Source organism: Ancylobacter aquaticus, from assembly GCF_004339465.1.
Lineage (GTDB): Bacteria > Pseudomonadota > Alphaproteobacteria > Rhizobiales > Xanthobacteraceae > Ancylobacter > Ancylobacter aquaticus.
This window is the reverse complement of record NZ_SMFY01000002.1, coordinates 954,416-971,107: the sequence shown is the minus strand read 5'-3', so window position 1 is coordinate 971,107 and position 16,692 is coordinate 954,416. Positions and strand designations below refer to the sequence as shown.

Annotated in this window: 12 protein-coding genes; 6 read left to right on the top strand and 6 right to left on the bottom strand. The window is 67.6% G+C overall.

The window, feature by feature from the left end; genetic code table 11:
* Nucleotides 1-31: 31 nt before the first annotated feature.
* From carB to carA, 4 genes are all read right to left on the bottom strand, one after another.
* Nucleotides 32-3,352: a carbamoyl-phosphate synthase large subunit gene (gene carB / locus EV667_RS14010; protein WP_131835929.1), complete on the bottom strand. Its 3,321-nt coding sequence runs from the start codon at nucleotides 3,350-3,352 to the stop codon at nucleotides 32-34.
* A gap of 238 nt (nucleotides 3,353-3,590) precedes the next feature.
* Nucleotides 3,591-5,084 (bottom strand): UdgX family uracil-DNA binding protein, encoded by a 1,494-nt coding sequence (locus EV667_RS14005; RefSeq protein WP_131835928.1) that lies wholly within the window; start codon nucleotides 5,082-5,084, stop codon nucleotides 3,591-3,593.
* On the bottom strand, nucleotides 5,081-6,295 hold the full coding sequence (locus EV667_RS14000) for a putative DNA modification/repair radical SAM protein (RefSeq protein WP_131835927.1): 1,215 nt from the start codon (nucleotides 6,293-6,295) through the stop codon (nucleotides 5,081-5,083). Before EV667_RS14000 ends, EV667_RS14005 begins: the two co-directional genes overlap by 4 nt.
* A gap of 101 nt (nucleotides 6,296-6,396) precedes the next feature.
* Entirely contained in the window at nucleotides 6,397-7,602 is a 1,206-nt protein-coding gene (gene carA / locus EV667_RS13995) for a glutamine-hydrolyzing carbamoyl-phosphate synthase small subunit (RefSeq protein ID WP_131835926.1), read from the bottom strand.
* Between the two features lie 244 nt (nucleotides 7,603-7,846).
* Here carA and EV667_RS13990 point away from each other — a divergent pair, with 244 nt between their 5' ends.
* Genes EV667_RS13990 through EV667_RS13980 form a run of 3 tightly spaced genes read left to right on the top strand, consistent with a single transcriptional unit; the run spans nucleotide 7,847 to nucleotide 9,378 of the window.
* Nucleotides 7,847-8,302, top strand: a complete 456-nt coding sequence (locus EV667_RS13990; protein ID WP_131835925.1) for a GatB/YqeY domain-containing protein — start codon at nucleotides 7,847-7,849, stop codon at nucleotides 8,300-8,302.
* A gap of 45 nt (nucleotides 8,303-8,347) precedes the next feature.
* Nucleotides 8,348-9,073: an AzlC family ABC transporter permease gene (locus EV667_RS13985; protein WP_131835924.1), complete on the top strand. Its 726-nt coding sequence runs from the start codon at nucleotides 8,348-8,350 to the stop codon at nucleotides 9,071-9,073.
* Nucleotides 9,070-9,378 (top strand): AzlD family protein, encoded by a 309-nt coding sequence (locus EV667_RS13980; protein WP_131835923.1) that lies wholly within the window; start codon nucleotides 9,070-9,072, stop codon nucleotides 9,376-9,378. Before EV667_RS13985 ends, EV667_RS13980 begins: the two co-directional genes overlap by 4 nt.
* A 106-nt stretch (nucleotides 9,379-9,484) precedes the next feature.
* Here EV667_RS13980 and EV667_RS13975 read toward each other — a convergent pair whose 3' ends face one another.
* Both EV667_RS13975 and EV667_RS13970 read right to left on the bottom strand, forming a co-directional pair.
* Nucleotides 9,485-10,045, bottom strand: coding sequence for an SRPBCC family protein (locus EV667_RS13975; protein ID WP_131835922.1), 561 nt, complete (start codon nucleotides 10,043-10,045; stop codon nucleotides 9,485-9,487).
* The gene (locus tag EV667_RS13970; RefSeq protein ID WP_131835921.1) at nucleotides 10,042-10,434 is read right to left on the bottom strand and encodes an ArsR/SmtB family transcription factor; all 393 of its coding nucleotides are present in this window, start codon (nucleotides 10,432-10,434) and stop codon (nucleotides 10,042-10,044) included. The genes EV667_RS13975 and EV667_RS13970 overlap by 4 nt, the downstream gene beginning before the upstream one ends.
* Before the next feature lie 188 nt (nucleotides 10,435-10,622).
* Here EV667_RS13970 and dnaG point away from each other — a divergent pair, with 188 nt between their 5' ends.
* The 3 genes from dnaG to EV667_RS13955 all read left to right on the top strand — a co-directional run bounded on the left by dnaG (nucleotide 10,623) and on the right by EV667_RS13955 (nucleotide 16,682).
* Nucleotides 10,623-12,554 carry a DNA primase gene (gene dnaG / locus EV667_RS13965; RefSeq protein WP_131835920.1) on the top strand — a complete coding sequence of 644 codons (1,932 nt, stop codon included), beginning with the start codon at nucleotides 10,623-10,625 and terminating at the stop codon, nucleotides 12,552-12,554.
* Between the two features lie 175 nt (nucleotides 12,555-12,729).
* Nucleotides 12,730-14,733 carry an RNA polymerase sigma factor RpoD gene (gene rpoD, locus EV667_RS13960; protein ID WP_131835919.1) on the top strand — a complete coding sequence of 668 codons (2,004 nt, stop codon included), beginning with the start codon at nucleotides 12,730-12,732 and terminating at the stop codon, nucleotides 14,731-14,733.
* A 191-nt stretch (nucleotides 14,734-14,924) separates the two neighbouring features.
* The gene (locus EV667_RS13955) at nucleotides 14,925-16,682 is read left to right on the top strand and encodes a peroxidase family protein (RefSeq protein ID WP_131835918.1); all 1,758 of its coding nucleotides are present in this window, start codon (nucleotides 14,925-14,927) and stop codon (nucleotides 16,680-16,682) included.
* Nucleotides 16,683-16,692: the final 10 nt, after the last annotated feature.

Below are 16,692 nucleotides of genomic sequence, written 5' to 3'. Positions count from 1 at the left end.
ACGCCGCGAGGCGCCGTCAGGTTCGGCCGGTCTAGAAATAGTCCTGCAGGGCCCGCACTTCCAGATCACCGCCGATATAGGCCTTGATCCCGCGCGCCGCTGCAATCGCTCCCGATAGCGTGGTGTAGTACGGCACTTTATGCAAGAGGGCGGCGCGGCGCAGCGAACGCGAGTCCGCGAGCGCCTGGGCGCCCTCGGTGGTGTTGAAGACGAGCTGGACCTCGCCGTTCTTGATCGCGTCGACAATGTGCGGGCGGCCTTCCAGCACCTTGTTGATCTTGGCGCTGGGCACGCCGTTCTCCACCAGGAAGCGCTGGGTGCCTGAGGTGGCGATCACCTTGAAGCCGAGCGAGACAAGAAGCCGCGCCGCGTCGAGGATGCGGGACTTGTCGCCGTCGCGCACCGAGATGAACACGGTTCCCGAGGTCGGCACCTTGGTGCCGCCGCCGAGCTGGCTCTTGGCGAAGGCCACGGCGAAGGACTTGTCGAGCCCCATCACCTCGCCGGTGGAGCGCATTTCCGGGCCGAGCACCGTGTCGACGCCGGGGAAGCGGGCGAAGGGGAACACCGCTTCCTTGACCGCCACATGGTCGCCGGCAAACGGCTTCAGCCCGAAGGAGGCGAGAGCCTCGCCGGCCATGACGCGCGCCGCAATCTTGGCGAAGGGCTGGCCCACCACCTTGGCGACGAAGGGCACGGTGCGCGAGGCGCGGGGATTGACCTCCAGCACGAAGATCTTGCCGTCCTTGATGGCATACTGGACGTTCATCAGCCCGCCGACGCCGAGCGCCAGCGCCATCTTGCGCGTCTGCGCCTCAAGTTCGGCGATCATCTCGGGGGAGAGCGAATAGGGCGGCAGCGAGCAGGCCGAGTCGCCCGAATGGATGCCGGCTTCCTCGATGTGCTCCATGATGCCGCAGATGAAGGTGTCGGTGCCGTCGGCGAGGCAGTCGACATCGACTTCGATGGCGTCCGAGAGATAGCGGTCGAACAGCAGCGGGTTCTTGCCCAGCAGCGTGTTGATCTGGCCGGTCTTGTCGTTGGGGTAGCGGGCCTTGATGTCGTTCGGCACCAGCCCCGGCAGCGTCTCCAGCAGGTAGTCGCCGAGCTGGCTCTCCTCGTGAATGATCTGCATCGCCCGCCCGCCCAGCACATAGGAGGGCCGCACGACGAGGGGATAGCCGAGCTCGGCCGTCACCAGCCGGGCCTGCTCGACCGAATAGGCGATGCCGTTGGCCGGCTGGCGCAGCTTCAGCTTGTCCAGCAGGGTCTTGAAGCGGTCGCGGTCCTCGGCGAGGTCAATGGCTTCCGGCGAGGTGCCGAGGATCGGGATCTCGGCCTCTTCCAGCGCGCGGGCGAGCTTCAGCGGGGTTTGCCCGCCGAACTGGACGATGACGCCGTGCAGCGTGCCGTTGGAGCGCTCGCGCTCCAGAATCTCAAGCACGTCCTCGGCGGTCAGCGGCTCGAAATACAGCCGATCCGAGGTGTCGTAGTCGGTCGACACCGTCTCCGGGTTGCAGTTGACCATGATGGTCTCGTAGCCGACCTCCTTCAGCGCGAAGGCGGCATGGCAGCAGCAATAGTCGAACTCGATGCCCTGGCCGATGCGGTTGGGGCCGCCGCCGAGAATGACCACCTTCTTGGCGTCGGTGGGGCGCGATTCGTCGGCCGGGACGCCGGCGAAGGGCATCTCGTAGGACGAGTACATATAGGCGGTGGGGGCGGCGAACTCGGCGGCGCAGGTGTCGATGCGCTTGTAGACCGGGCGCACGTCCAGCGCGCGCCGGCGGGCCGAGACCTCGGCCTCGGAAAGGCGGGCAAGGCCGGCGAGGCGCGAATCCGAGAAGCCCATGGCCTTGAGCCGTCGGAAGGCGCCGGCGGTCTTGGGCAGGCCGTGGCCGCGCACCTTGGCCTCGGTGTCGACGATCTCGCGGATCTGCTCAAGGAACCACGGGTCGATCTTGCAGCCGGCATGGATGGCTTCGTCGTCGAGGCCAAGGCGCATGGCCTGCGCCACCTTCAGCAGCCGGTCCGGCGTGGGGGTGCCGAGCGCGGCGCGCACGGCGTTCTTGTCGTCGCCAAGGCCAAGGCCCTCGATCTCGATCTCGTCGAGCCCGGTGAGGCCGGTCTCCAGCGACCGCAGCGCCTTCTGCAGCGATTCCTGGAAGGTGCGGCCGATGGCCATCGCTTCGCCGACCGACTTCATCGAGGTGGTCAGGGTCGGCTCGGCGCCGGGGAATTTCTCGAAGGCGAAGCGCGGGATCTTGGTGACGACGTAGTCGATGGTCGGCTCGAACGAGGCCGGGGTGGCGCCGCCGGTGATGTCGTTGGCGATCTCGTCCAGCGTGTAGCCGACCGCGAGGCGCGCGGCGACCTTGGCGATGGGGAAGCCCGTCGCCTTGGAGGCCAGCGCCGAGGAGCGCGAGACGCGCGGGTTCATCTCGATGACGATCATCCGGCCCGTTTCCGGGTCGATGGCGAACTGGACGTTGGAGCCGCCGGTCTCGACGCCGATCTCGCGCAGCACCGCCAGCGAGGCGTCGCGCATGACCTGGTATTCCTTGTCGGTCAGCGTCAGCGCCGGCGCGACGGTGATGGAATCGCCGGTGTGGACGCCCATCGGGTCGATGTTCTCGATGGAGCAGACGATGATGCAGTTGTCCGCCTTATCGCGGACGACCTCCATCTCGTACTCCTTCCAGCCCAGCACGCTCTCTTCCACCAGCACCTCATTGGTGGGGGAAGCGTCGATGCCGCGCTCGATGATCTCGATATATTCGGACTTGTTGTAGGCGATGCCGCCGCCGAGCCCGCCCATGGTGAAGCTCGGGCGGATGATCGCCGGCAGGCCGATTTCGTCCAGCGCTTCCAGCGCCTGCGGCAGGGTCTTGATCTGGCGCGAGCGCGGCGTGTCGAGGCCGATCTTGGTCATCGCGTCGCGAAAAAGCTCGCGGTCCTCGGCCTTGTCGATGGCCTCGGCGGTGGCGCCGATCATCTCGACGTCATACTCGTCCAGCACGCCCATCTTGCGCAGCGACAGCGCGCAGTTGAGCGCCGTCTGGCCGCCCATGGTCGGCAGCAGCGCGAAGCCGCCGGGGATCGCGTGGCGCTCCTTGGCGATGATCTTGGCGACGATTTCCGGGGTGATGGGCTCGATATAGGTGGCGTCGGCCAGATCCGGGTCGGTCATGATCGTCGCCGGATTGGAATTGACCAGCACGACCCGATAGCCCTCGGCCTTCAGCGTCTTGCACGCTTGTGTGCCGGAGTAATCGAACTCGCAGGCCTGCCCGATGACGATGGGGCCGGCGCCGATGATGAGGATGGTGGAAATATCTGTGCGTTTCGGCATCGGATCCCGTGCGGCTCGCGCATTGGTCCGGGCGCACGAAAAAGGACGCGCTGGGAACGCGTCCTTGGGCGGACCCGGATTGAACTTTCTGGGCGAGGTCACGCCCCGCAATTGGGGGCTTCCCTTAAACCAGATTCCCTCGCGGGGGAAGGGCGTGGGCACCGTTAAGCCCTGCAGGCGACGCGGGGCGCGCATGAATTCCACAGGCGCGGGGGCCCGCGCCCTGCTGTCGCAGCCTTCAGGCCGCCTGCGCCAGCGCCTTCGCCGCCGCCAGGTCGGCCACAAGCGTGGCATAGGCCTCGCGCCGGGCGGTCTCGTCGGGAAGGCGTAGCAGATAGGAGGGGTGGAAGGTTATGAGGCCGTCATGCGTCCCCAGCCGGCGGGGGCCGCGCGCGTGCGTGACCGCCAGCGTCTCGCCGCTCAGCGCCAATGCCGCCGTGCCGCCGAGCGCGACGACGAGGCGTGGCTGCACGAAGTCCAGTTCCGCCTGCAGCCACCAGCGATAATGCTTCACCTCGCCGCCGGTCGGCTTCTGGTGCAGGCGCCGCTTGCCGCGCGGCACGAACTTGAAATGCTTGACGGCATTGGTGAGGTAGACCGCCTCGCGCGCCAGCCCGGCCTCGGCCATCGCTTTCATCAGCAGTTGCCCCGCCGGGCCGACGAAGGGGCGGCCCTCCACATCCTCCTGGTCGCCCGGTTGCTCGCCCACGAGGGCAAGGCGGGCACCGAGCGGGCCTTCCCCCAGCACGGCACGGGTGCCGCCGGAAACGAAGGCGGGCGTGGCCAAGATCAGCGCGTTGAGCTCAGTGAGGCTGGCGGGGGCCTGATGCGCCATCGCCGCCACCGCGCGGACGGGATCGCGCTTGCGCGGCGCGCTCGCCTCGCGGGCCAGCATGTCCGCCACCCGCGCCGGCGCGCCCTCCAGCAGCGCCGGGATGAGCCGCGCCTCCGGCAGGTTCGGCCAGTATTTTTTCGGCATCTCCGCGCGCATCATGACCGGGTTGATGCGGGCGGGGTTGAAGGCGCTGGCGTAATAGGCGAGCCAGCCTTCCTCGAAGCCGTCGCCCTCGGGAAGATGCGGGCGGCCGGCCGGCGGGCCGAAGGCGAGATGCTCCCCGTTCCACCCCACCGTGCCGACAGGGGTAAGGATCGCCCAGTCCATGGCGGGGAATCGCTTGCGAAAAAACGGCGCCACTGCCTCGACGATGAAGTGGTCGGGCTCGAACCAGGCGACGAAACGCTCCCGGCCGTTCTCCGTGCCCAGCGCCTTGAAGCGCACGAAGGCGTGCATCTTGTGAATGTCGCGGCGCACAGCCTTCGCCATTAGCCCGAGCCGATGCACCAGCGGGTCGGCCGGGTTGTCGGCCAACTGGCGCTCACCATGGAGAACCCGCCAGATCAGCGCATAGAGCCGGGCGAAGCGCTCGGGATCTGCGTGGCACAGCACCGGATCGACCAGCCCGGCGACGGCGCGCGGCAGAGACAGGGGAGGCGGTTCTCCTGCCTCTTGCGCAGGAGGCTCGTCCAGCGGTGGCGTGTCGAACAGGTCCGTCTTGCCCTCGCGCAGGGTGGATGCCGGCCCCGGAGCCCGCATGCGCCAGATCATCCGTTCCGGCGGCAGCCGGGAGGCCACGGCGTCGCGCACCGCGCGGCGGAAGCCGGCACGGTCGGCGCCGTAGTCCAGTTCGACCAGGCGCGGCGTGCCCGCGTCTCGCGGGGCCGGCGCGCTCACGCGAACAGCTCCAGCTGCCGCGCCGGCGGGGCGAGGCGCTCGCGCAGGTCGCTGCGGTCGGTGAGCTTGAGCGGGTGATGGTCGGCGGTGATGAGAAAGGGCCGCGCGCGTTTCACCCCGGTGCTGAGGCGGGCGATGTCGTCCAGCGTCAGCCGGGTCTGCCGCCGCGCCCGCAGAAGCTTGTCGACCGCTCGCGCGCCGAGGCCGGGCACCCGCAGCAGCAACTCGCGATCGGCGCTGTTCACATCAACCGGAAAACGCTCGCGGTGCTTCAGCGCCCAGGCGAGCTTGGGGTCGATGTCGAGATCGAGCATGCCGCCCTCGCCGCCGGCGGCGATCTCCTCCACCGAGAAGCCGTAGAAGCGCAGCAGCCAGTCGGCCTGATAGAGCCGGTTCTCCCGCCGCAGCGGCGCAGGCTTCACGGGAAGGACGCGGCTCGCCTCGGGAATGGGGCTGAAAGCGGAGTAGTAGACGCGCTTGAGGCCATAGCCGCCATACAGCGTGGCGCTGGTCTCCAGCACCGCCGCGTCGGTCGTAGCATCGGCGCCGACGATCATCTGCGTGCTCTGGCCGGCGGGGGCGAAGCGGCGCTTTTCCTCGCGCGCCTCGACAATGCGCTCCTTCAACTGGCCCATGGTCGCCTTGATGCCGGGAGCGTGCTTCTCCGGCGCCAGCTCCTTCAGGCTGATGTCGGAGGCGAGTTCCACATTCACCGACAGCCGGTCCGCCCACAGCCCCGCCTGCTCCACCAGCCAGGGGCTGGCCTCTGGAATGGCCTTGAGGTGGATATAGCCGGCGAAGCCGTGATCCTGCCGCAGCGCGCGCGCCACGAGCATCATCTGCTCCATCGTGTAGTCCGGGGAACGGATGATGCCGGAGGAGAGGAACAGGCCCTCGATATAATTGCGCTTGTAGAAGCCCAGCGTGATCGCCACCACCTCATCGACCGAAAAGCGCGCCCTTTGAACGTTCGAGGAGCGCCGGTTGATGCAGTAGGCACAATCGAACAGGCAGTAATTGGTCAGCAGGATTTTCAGCAGCGACACGCAGCGCCCGTCCGGCGTGTAGGAATGGCAGATGCCCATTCCGGTCGTCGAGCCGATGCCGTCCTTCTTCGCCGCGCGCCCGCCAGCGCCGGAGGAAGCGCAGGAGGCGTCGTATTTGGCGGCGTCGGCCAAGATGCCGAGCTTGGTCTTGAGTGCATCATCCACGTCGGAAATCCTCCGACGTTCACTTTATGTTCCACTCTTTTGCGGATCAACCCGGCGGCGATACCGCCCCGGGAACTTCCCGGAGCGGTCGTTTCAGGCGATCAGGCCGCTTGCTTGTTCTTCGCGATCATCTCGACGAAGCGGTCGAACAGGTAGTGGCTGTCCTGCGGGCCGGGGCTGGCTTCCGGGTGGTACTGCACCGAGAAGACAGGCTTGTCCGAGAGCGCGATGCCGGCATTGGAGCCGTCGAACAGCGAGACATGGGTTTCGGTGGCGGTGGCCGGCAGGCTGTCGCGGTCCACCGCGAAGCCGTGATTCATCGAGGTGATCTCGACCTTGCCGGTGGTCTGGTCCTTTACCGGATGATTCGCGCCATGGTGGCCCTGGTGCATCTTCACCGTGCGCCCGCCCACTGCGAGGCCGATCATCTGGTGGCCAAGGCAGATGCCGAAGGTGGGCACGCCGCGCGCGATGATCTCGCGAATCACCGGCACCGCATATTCGCCGGTTGCCGCCGGATCGCCCGGGCCGTTGGACAGGAACACGCCATCCGGCTGCAGGGCCATGATCTCTTCCGCCGAGGTGGTGGCGGGCACCACCGTCACCTGGCAGCCGGCGCGGGCGAGCAGGCGCAGGATGTTGCGCTTGATGCCGTAATCGACGGCGACGACATGGTGGGCGGGCGCGGTCTGCTGGCCATAGCCGTTCGGCCAGCTCCAGGTGGTCTCGTCCCAGGAAAAGCGCTGGGTGGATGTGACCATCGGCACCAGGTCCATGCCCTCAAGCCCGGGCCACTGTGCCGCTTCCGCCTTCAGCGCCGGCAGGTCGAACTGGCCGTTCGCTGCGTGGGCGATGACCGCGTTCGGCATGCCGCCGTCGCGGATGAGGGCGGTGAGGGCGCGGGTGTCGATGCCGGAGATGGCGATGATGCCGCGTGCCTTCAGCCACGCATCGAAATGGCGGGTAGCGCGGTAGTTCGACGGGTCGGTGATGGCGGAATGCAGCACCACGCCGCGCACCCCGGAGGCGCCGGCCATCGAGATGGTCTCGACGTCTTCCTCATTGGTGCCGACATTGCCGATATGGGGGAAGGTGAAGGTGATGATCTGCCCGGCATAGGACGGATCGGTCAGCACTTCCTGATAGCCGGTCATGGCGGTGTTGAAACACACTTCGCCGACCGCCTGGCCGGTGGCCCCGAGGCCGAAGCCTTCCAGCACGGTGCCGTCGGCAAGAACGAGGATGGCGGTCGGGAGCGGTTCGGCCCACACGTCGTCGCCGGAGTGCTGTTCAGCGCTACCGTTCATTGATCTTGTTCCCTGTCATCGTGTGCCCTAATTAGTCCGTTGCCGCGCCGGATGCCAGCCTTGCCGCTGCGTATCTGGGCTTCGATTTGCGGATGGCTGCGCCGAAACCGGCGGCGGCGCGTCCGGGCGAGCGTGGCGACCCCCGGAAAGCGCGGGGCGACATTCATTGGAGCGCGAGCGGCGGGCGGCCCGATTTCTCGGGGTTTTGGCGCGCCGTCTCGCGGATTGCAGGAAGGCTTGAGCCGTGTTGCGCGACGAGATCAACCAATCGCTGAAAGGCGCCATGAAGGCGCAGGACAAGCTGCGCCTCGGCACGCTGCGGCTCGTCAATGCCGCGATCAAGGACCGCGATATCGAGGCGCGCGGCCACGGCAAGGACCCGCTCTCCGACGACGAACTGCTGGGCCTTCTGACCAAGATGATCAAGCAGCGCGAGGAATCGGCCAAGGTCTATGAGGAGGCCGGCCGCGCCGATCTCGCTACGCAGGAGCGCGAGGAAATCGTCGTCATCCAGTCCTTCCTGCCGACGCAGATGACGGAAGCCGAGGCGCAGGCCGCCATCGCCGCCGTGATCGCCGAGATTGACGCCCATGGGCTCAAGGACATGGGCCGCACCATGGCGGCGCTGAAGGAGCGGCACACCGGGGTGATGGATTTCGGCAAGGCCAGCGGCACGGTGAAGGCTCTGCTCACCGCATAAGCGGCCACCGCCACCCATCGGCTTCCCGTATCCGCGTATCCCACCATGCTCCCAGCCTCCGAACCACGCCCGCACGGCGCCACGCTCACCTGGGCGGGGTGCTGGCGCGGGGCGCGGGCGATGCTCGCCGTGCTTCCCCCGGTGTTTGTGTTCGGGGTCGCCTTCGGCATCGCCGCGCGCGGTATCGGGATTGAGGGCTGGCTCGCCTCGCTGATGAGCGCCCTCGTCTTTGCCGGCGCCGCGCAGTTCGCGGTGCTGGACCTGTGGAAAATCCCGGTGCCGTGGCTGCCGCTGCTGGTGGCGACCTTCGCCATCAACGCGCGGCACATCTTGCTCGGCGCCTCGCTTCGGGCGCTGTGCCGGGGGCTGCCGGCGTGGAAGGTCTATGGCGCCATGGCGCTGCTCAGCGATCTCAACTGGGCGGCGCTGATCGCCGCCGAGCGGCGCGGCGAGCGCGATCTCGGCTATCTCGTCGGCGGCGGGCTGATGATGTGGCTGACCTGGGTGTCGGCGACAGTGATCGGCGCGGTGGCCGGCGGCCTGACGCTGGACGACGTGAAGACCTATGCGCTCGACCTCGTGCTGGTGGCCTTCTTCGCCACCACGCTGGTGGGGCTGCGGCGGGGGCGGATCGACGATCTGCCCTGGCTGGTGGCCGGCCTCGCAGCCATGGGCGCCGTGTGGCTTCTGCCGCCCAACTGGCACGTCATGGTCGGCGGGCTGGCCGGTGGCCTCGCCGGGCTGGTGCGCGACGAGATGAAGCGCCGATGAACATCACCGATTCGCTGCTGGTGGTCTTCGCCATGGCACTCGTCACCTATGCGACGCGGGCGGGCGGCATTTTTCTCGTCGGCTTCGTGCCGATGTCCACGCGGGCAGAGGCTTTCCTGCGCTATCTCGCCGGCTCGGTGCTGGTGGCACTGGTGGTGCCGGCCACCGTGCGCGGCGGGCCGGAGGGGTATGTCGCGGTCGGCGTCGCGATCCTCGGTACGCTGGTGCTGCGCAAGGCATTGCCGGCGATCGCGCTCGGCATTCTCGCGGCGGCGCTGTGGCGCGCCTCTATGGGGGCGAGCTGAGGGCTGGGGATAGCGGGGACGGGGCGACCGCGGCGCGGTTAAGCGGTCCTCCTGACGCGAGCCGGCCATCGGCCGGGACATGCCCGGCCGAATCCGCTCGCTCATCTCATTCCGGCAGACGCTCTTCATATTCGTCGCGGTAGCGGGCGACGAGCGGCCAGAAGGCCGGGCGCTCATCATGTGCCAGTTCGGCCTCCAGCAAGGCGAGGTGGGAATGCCAGCCGCCGGCCACGCCGAGAAGGGTGCTGCGCTTGACGAGGCGACGATGGGTGACGGTGAGCAGCACACGCTCGCCGCGCGGGGCCAGTTCGAAGGTGACGTCCGATTCGGACGGCGAGCCGGCTTCCCAGCTGAACCGCAGCAAGCGGTTCGGCTCGCAGGCGATCACCACGCCCTGATTGTGGAACTCGCCCGAATGGCAGGCGAAACGTTCGGGCGGGGGCTCGTCGCCACCCAGCTCGCCGTTGCGGAAGACAAGATCGACCGCGCCGCCCGGCACCAGCTCCATCGGGCCGGCGGCAAGCCAGAGTCGGCGTTTTTCCGGCTCGGTGAGATAGGCCCAGACCCGCTCGACGGGGCCGGGCAGAAGACGCTCGAAGCGCAGCGTGTCGGCGGCTTCGCGGGTGGCATAGCCATTGGCGGCGCGGGTGTTCGCATGGGTGTTCACGTGTCGTCTCCCTTGGGTTCGGATGGAGGCACGGGCGGGCGTTGATTGTCGGGTTCGGGCAGGCGCAGCAGGGCGTCGAGGGCGTCGAGCCGTTCGGTCCAGAAGCGCTCGTAGAAGCTCAGCCATTCATGTGCCTCGGCGAGGCGGCCGGGCTGGAGCCGGCACAGATGCTGCCGGCCCCTGATGTCGCGCGTCACCAGCCCGGCCGCCTCCAGCGCCTTGATGTGCTTGGAGGCGCCGGCCAGCGACATGGTGAAGGGTTCGGCGAGTTCGCTCACCGTGCGTTCGCCGGAGGCAAGGCTCTGCAACATGGCCCGCCGTGTCGGATCGGCGAGGGCGTGGAAGACGTGATCGAGCCGGCTGCCGGCGATGTGCATATGTTCAACCATGTGGTTGAGTATTCGCGTGCCCGATCGGAATGTCAACCGATTGGTTGAGCGTCTGCAGATTTTTCCGCCGGTGGATAATGGGGATTGCGGGAGGGGCGCCGGACTGCCACCTCAGAGCTCTGGCGCGACCCGCCGGCCTGCCTCTTGCCTGCTAGAAGGGGCGTTGCGACCGAAGGACCGATTCCCCCATGCGCTACCCGCCCTCGTTTCTCGACGAGATACGTACCCGCCTCCCGGTGTCGGAGGTGGTGGGCAAGCGCGTGCAGCTGAAGAAGCAGGGGCGGGAATGGCGCGGCCTGTCGCCGTTCAACCCCGAGAAGACCCCGTCCTTCTATGTCAACGACCAGAAGGGCTTCTATCACTGCTTCTCCTCCGGCAAGCATGGCGACCAGTTCGACTTCCTGATGGAGGTCGAGGGCCTGCCTTTCCCGGAGGCGGTGGAGCGGCTGGCCTCCATGGCCGGCGTGCCGATGCCGGTGCAGTCGCGCGAGGAGGAAAAGCGCGAGAGCCGGCGCAAGACGCTGCACGAGGTGATGGAACTCGCCACCCAGTATTTCGAGGCGACGCTGCAGGGACGGGCCGGCGCCAAGGGGCGCGGCTATCTCGCCGATCGTGGCCTTGGCCCCTCCGTGCAGGGGCGCTTTCGCATCGGCTACGCGCCGCCCGACCGTTTCGCGCTGAAGGAGGCGCTGGGCGGGCGCGGCGTGCCGGTGGAGGACATGGTCGAGGCCGGGCTGCTGATCGCCGCCGAGGACATCGCCATCCCCTATGACCGCTTCCGCGACCGGGTGATCTTTCCGATCACCGATCTGCGGGGGCGGGTGGTGGCCTTTGGCGGGCGGGCGCTGGAAAAAGACGTGCCGGCGAAGTACCTCAACTCGCCGGAAACCCCGCTCTTCCACAAGGGCGGGCTGCTCTACAACGCCTTCAACGCCCGCGCCGCCGCCCATAACGGCGCGAGCGTCATCGCGGCGGAGGGCTATGTCGATGTCATCGCGCTGGTCGAGGCCGGCTTTGCCGGGGCGGTGGCCCCGCTGGGGACGGCGCTGACCGAGGAACAGCTCGCCCTGCTGTGGAAGATGGCGCCCGAGCCGGTGCTGCTGTTCGACGGCGACAAGGCCGGCCGGCGCGCCGCCTGGCGGGCGATGGACCTCGCTCTGCCGCATCTCAAACCCGGGGTCAGCCTTTCCTTCGGCCTGCTGCCCGAGGGGCAGGACCCCGACGATCTGGTGCGGGCCGGTGGCCGCGAGGCGGTGGACGCCGTGCTGGCGCAGGCCCGGCCGCTGGCGGATGTGCTGTGGGCGCGCGAAATCGAGACCGCCAGCGTCGACACCCCCGAGCGCCGCGCGGCGCTGGAGGCGCGGATCGGCGAGATCGTCAAGGTGATCGGCGACGAGACGGTGCGCAAGCACTACCGCGCCGAACTCATGGACCGCTTCCGCCGGCTGTTCGCCCCGTCCTCCGGGGCGGGGGAGGGGCGGCGGCGCGCGGCCAATGATTATTCCGGGAGCTTTGCGGGCAAGGGCGGGCGCCGCCCCGGCACCGGGCGCCCGCTGGCGGGGCGCGGGGCGAGCGAGACCATGCGGCGCTCGGCACTGGTGCGCGGCGCGGCGGCGGAAATGCCGCGCAACGAGGCGCTGCTGCTGTTCGCCCTGATCAATCATCCCTGGCTGATCGACCAGTGCGCCGAAGAGCTTTGCGATCTGCATTTGCAGAACCGGGAACTGGCCGAACTGCGCCGTCTGCTGCTCGACGCCCATATGGAGGGCGACACCGAGGCACCCGAGCGTCTGGCGACGCGGCTGGAGGGGCAGGGGCTGGCGCCGCTGGTCGGCCGGCTCAGCCGTCTGGCGGTGGCGCGGCACGACTGGCCGGCCTTCTCGGATGCCGGCCGGGTCGATGTCGAGCTGTGGTGGCACCAGCGGCTGGTCTTGCACCGGCGAGGGCACGCCCTATCTAAGGACCTGAAAGAGGCCGAGAAACGGCTGGCCGAAGAGCCCACCGACATGAACTGGGCGCGGTTTCTCGACGTACAAAGGCAGCTCGCGGCACTTGACGGAACCGAAGCTTTGGTAGAGGGGTTCGGCGCTGCATCGGGTCGCCCGGCGCGGTCGATGTAAGGTCCCATCGGGCTGCACGCCCGCGCGTCTCCGGTCGCGTGGTGCGCGTGGCCCTGTTTGCGTCTCGCGCCGGGCACTGTGCGGGGCGCCGGGTTGAATGATCGAAGGGTGGTTCCGCTAGGGCCGCCATCGCACGCCGCGACGCAGGTCGCTGGCGCTTGAGGAGCACACACGCATGGCGAAGCAGGCAGCGGAAGCGACGGAAGCCCCCGAGAAGGAAGGCGACACCCCGGACAGCCCGTTGCTGGACCTTTCGGATGCCGGCGTCCGGAAGATGATCAAGCTCGCCAAGAAGCGCGGCTACGTGACTTATGACGAGCTGAACGAGGTTCTTCCCTCCGAACAGAACACCTCGGACCAGATCGAAGACATTTACGCCATGCTCAACGAGATGGGCATCAATGTCGTCGAGGCCGAGGAGGCCGAGGCCGAGGCGGAGGGCGAGGAAGCCGCGCCCGAGGCCGCCGAGGAAGAGGAAGAGACCAGCGGCGAGCTTGCCGAGACCGGCTCGCGCACGGTCATCCGTTCCGAGACCAAGTCCGAGCCGGGCGAGCGCACCGACGACCCCGTCCGCATGTATCTGCGCGAGATGGGCTCGGTCGAACTGCTCTCCCGCGAGGGCGAAATCGCCATCGCCAAGCGCATCGAAGCCGGCCGCGAGGCGATGATCGCCGGCCTGTGCGAGAGCCCGCTGACCTTCCAGGCCATCATCATCTGGCGCGATGAGCTGGTCGAGGGCAAGGTGCTCCTGCGCGACATCATCGACCTTGAAGCGACCTATGCCGGCCCCGAGGCCAAGAATGGCCCGATTGTCGAGGGCGGTGGCACGCTGGCTCCCGAGGCCGAGGAAGAGCGCGAGCCGACCATCGGCGAGACCATTGCCGGCGATGACGACGACGACATGGAGAATTCCCTGTCGCTGGCGGCCATGGAAGCCGAGATCAAGCCGAAGGTGCTGGAAACCTTCGACCGCATCGCGGATGCCTACAAGAAGCTGCGCCGCCTGCAGGACCAGAATGTCGAGTCCAAGCTCAAGAACGAGAGCCTCTCGCCCTCGCAGGACCGCAAATACAAGAGCCTGAAGGACGCGCTGATCATCGACGTGAAGTCGCTGTCGCTCAATCAGGCGCGCATCGACAACCTCGTCGAGCAGCTCTACGACATCAACAAGCGCCTCGTCTCGCTCGAAGGCCGGCTGATGCGCCTTGCCGAGAGCTTCGGCGTGTCGCGCGAGGACTTCCTGCGCCAGTACCAGGGCTCCGAGCTCGACCCGAAATGGGTCGCCCGGGTGAAGAACCTGACCTCGCGCGGCTGGAAGGGCTTTGTCGGGCAGGAACTCGACGGCATCAAGGACCTGCGCTCGGAAATCCATGCGCTGGCCACCGAGACCGGACTGGAGATCCTCGAATTCCGCAAGATCGTCCAGATGGTGCAGAAGGGCGAGAAGGAAGCCCGTCAGGCGAAGAAGGAAATGGTGGAGGCGAACCTGCGCCTCGTCATCTCCATCGCCAAGAAGTACACCAATCGCGGCCTGCAGTTCCTCGACCTGATCCAGGAAGGCAATATCGGCCTGATGAAGGCGGTCGACAAATTCGAGTACCGCCGCGGCTACAAGTTCTCGACCTACGCCACCTGGTGGATCCGGCAGGCGATCACCCGCTCGATCGCCGATCAGGCCCGCACCATCCGCATCCCGGTGCACATGATCGAGACGATCAACAAGATCGTGCGCACCTCGCGCCAGATGCTGCACGAGATCGGCCGCGAGCCGACCCCGGAGGAACTGGCCGAGAAGCTCGGCATGCCGCTGGAGAAGGTGCGCAAGGTGCTGAAGATCGCCAAGGAGCCGATCTCGCTGGAGACGCCCATCGGCGACGAGGAAGACAGCCATCTCGGTGACTTCATCGAGGACAAGAACGCCATCCTGCCGATCGACGCGGCGATCCAGAGCAATCTGCGCGAGACCACCACGCGCGTGCTGGCCTCGCTCACCCCGCGCGAGGAGCGCGTGCTGCGCATGCGCTTCGGCATCGGCATGAACACCGACCACACGCTGGAAGAGGTCGGCCAGCAGTTCTCGGTGACGCGCGAGCGTATCCGCCAGATCGAGGCGAAGGCGCTGCGCAAGCTCAAGCACCCCTCGCGCTCGCGCAAGTTGCGCAGCTTCCTCGACAATTGAGGGTACGAAACGGATGCGAAAGGGCGGCCTGCGGGCCGCCTTTTTCTTTGGGCTCAAGGTCCTGACGTGCAGGCTCGTGCGTCGCGGCGTGCGGCTGCCGGCGTGCGCGCGTGCATCAAGAATTAGTGTAATCCTAAGTTGCAATTACTCGCGGAGGTAGTATCGTTCCCGGAGGTAACTAGGGGGTCGACATGTCGCATCATGGCTGGGTTGACGTCATCAACCCGAAAACGCTCGCCCCGGAGGGGCTGAAGGCGCCTTTCGGACGGCTCTTCGCGTCCGAGGATCACCAGTATAATTCGCTGGCCCTTGCCCTGTTCGCCGGGCCGCTGGGCCCGCTGCACAGGCTGACACCGCTGCCGGAAGGCGGAAAGCTGGCCAACCTCACCGGCTTCACCTTTCTCGGCCAGTTCATCGACCACGACCTGACCGAGTTCCGGGTCATCGGCCGTGATTTCGGCGTCATCCCGCAGAACCCGACCATCGGCCAGCGCCAGCATGTTCTGGAGGATGTGCGCGACCCGGCGCAGGACCTGCCCTCCACCACCAATGGGCGCTCGGGCAAGCTCGACCTCGATTCCGTGTATGGCCTGCTCGGCGCGCCTCAGCCCGAACTTTACGATAGGGACGGGTTGTTCCTGCTGTACCAGCCCGGCGCGGGCACGACGGGGCAAAACCATGTGGCCGATGCCAGCGTCGTGCCCGACATCTGGCGCGGCAGTGGTTTCCGCAACAAGCGCCTCATCGCCGACCCGCGCAATGATGAGAACAAGCTCGTCCTTCAGGTGCACCTGCTGTTCGAGCGCCTGCATAACAGGATTCACGCCGCCCGGGCGGACGTTCCCCGCGCCCCGAGCAGTGCCGCGTTCAAGGACACGCGCCGGCAGGTGGAGGATGCCTATCGCCGCATCGTGCTGTTCGACTATCTCCCGCGCATCGTTCAGGCCGAGCACATCCGCGCGGTGCTGGCGAAGTTCCAGCGGCAGGACACGCTGTTCCAGGCGATGAATGCGCGCAATGACGATATCCTGCGCGCGCTCGGCGTCGCCGAGAAGGTGGTCGCGCAGGCGGTGGCCATTCCGGTGGAGTTCTCGCACGCGGTGTTCCGGCTGGGGCACACCCAGTTGCGCGACGGCTATCTGCTGCGCCAGGGTTTCGGCGTCCCGCTGTTCGATACGTCCCGGCGCGGGCTGGATTTGCGCGGCGACCAGCCGCTGCTGTCGCATGTGGTCGACCCCGCGACCGGGACACTGGTGGAACGCAGCTTCCACCTCGACTGGGCGCTGTTCTTCAAGACCGACGCCGCCACCAGCCCTCTACCTGGCGAGCCGCTGGACGCCCATCTGTCGCCCTCCATCTTTCGCCTGCCGCCGCCTTCGATCGGCGATCCCCCGCAATCGCTGGCCGAACGCAACCTTCGGCGCGGGGTGGATTTCGGGCTGCCCTCCGGCCAGTCGGTCGCCGGCCAGCTGGCCGAACTCTATGGCTTCATCCAGCCGCTGGGGCGCGACCAACTGTTTCCCAAAGACGACTTCGGGACATTCGACGAACTGTTCGCGCTGGAGCCGTCGCTGCTGTGGAACACGCCGCTGTGGTTCTACATGCTGCAGGATGCGGCGGCCTTTTCCGGCGGCGCGCAACTGGGCGCGGTCGGTGGCTACATCGTCGCCGAGACCCTGATCGGTGCGCTGCTTGAGGCGTCGGTGGACGTCGTGGACGATCCGCGCAATCCGCCCGCCCGTGCGCCGGCCATCGCCGCATTGGCCGGCGACCTCCTCGGCGCGTTCGAGCGGCACCGGCCGACAGGCGACGATGTGGTCGACCCCGCCTCGGTGCTCTTCTGGGACAAGCCGGTGGCAAGCCCCGCCGACATCTTCACCATGAGCCATCTGGTCCGCTTCGTGACGCAGGGCCAGACGGCGCCGATGCCGCCTTCTCCGTGCCCGTGAACCCGTGCGC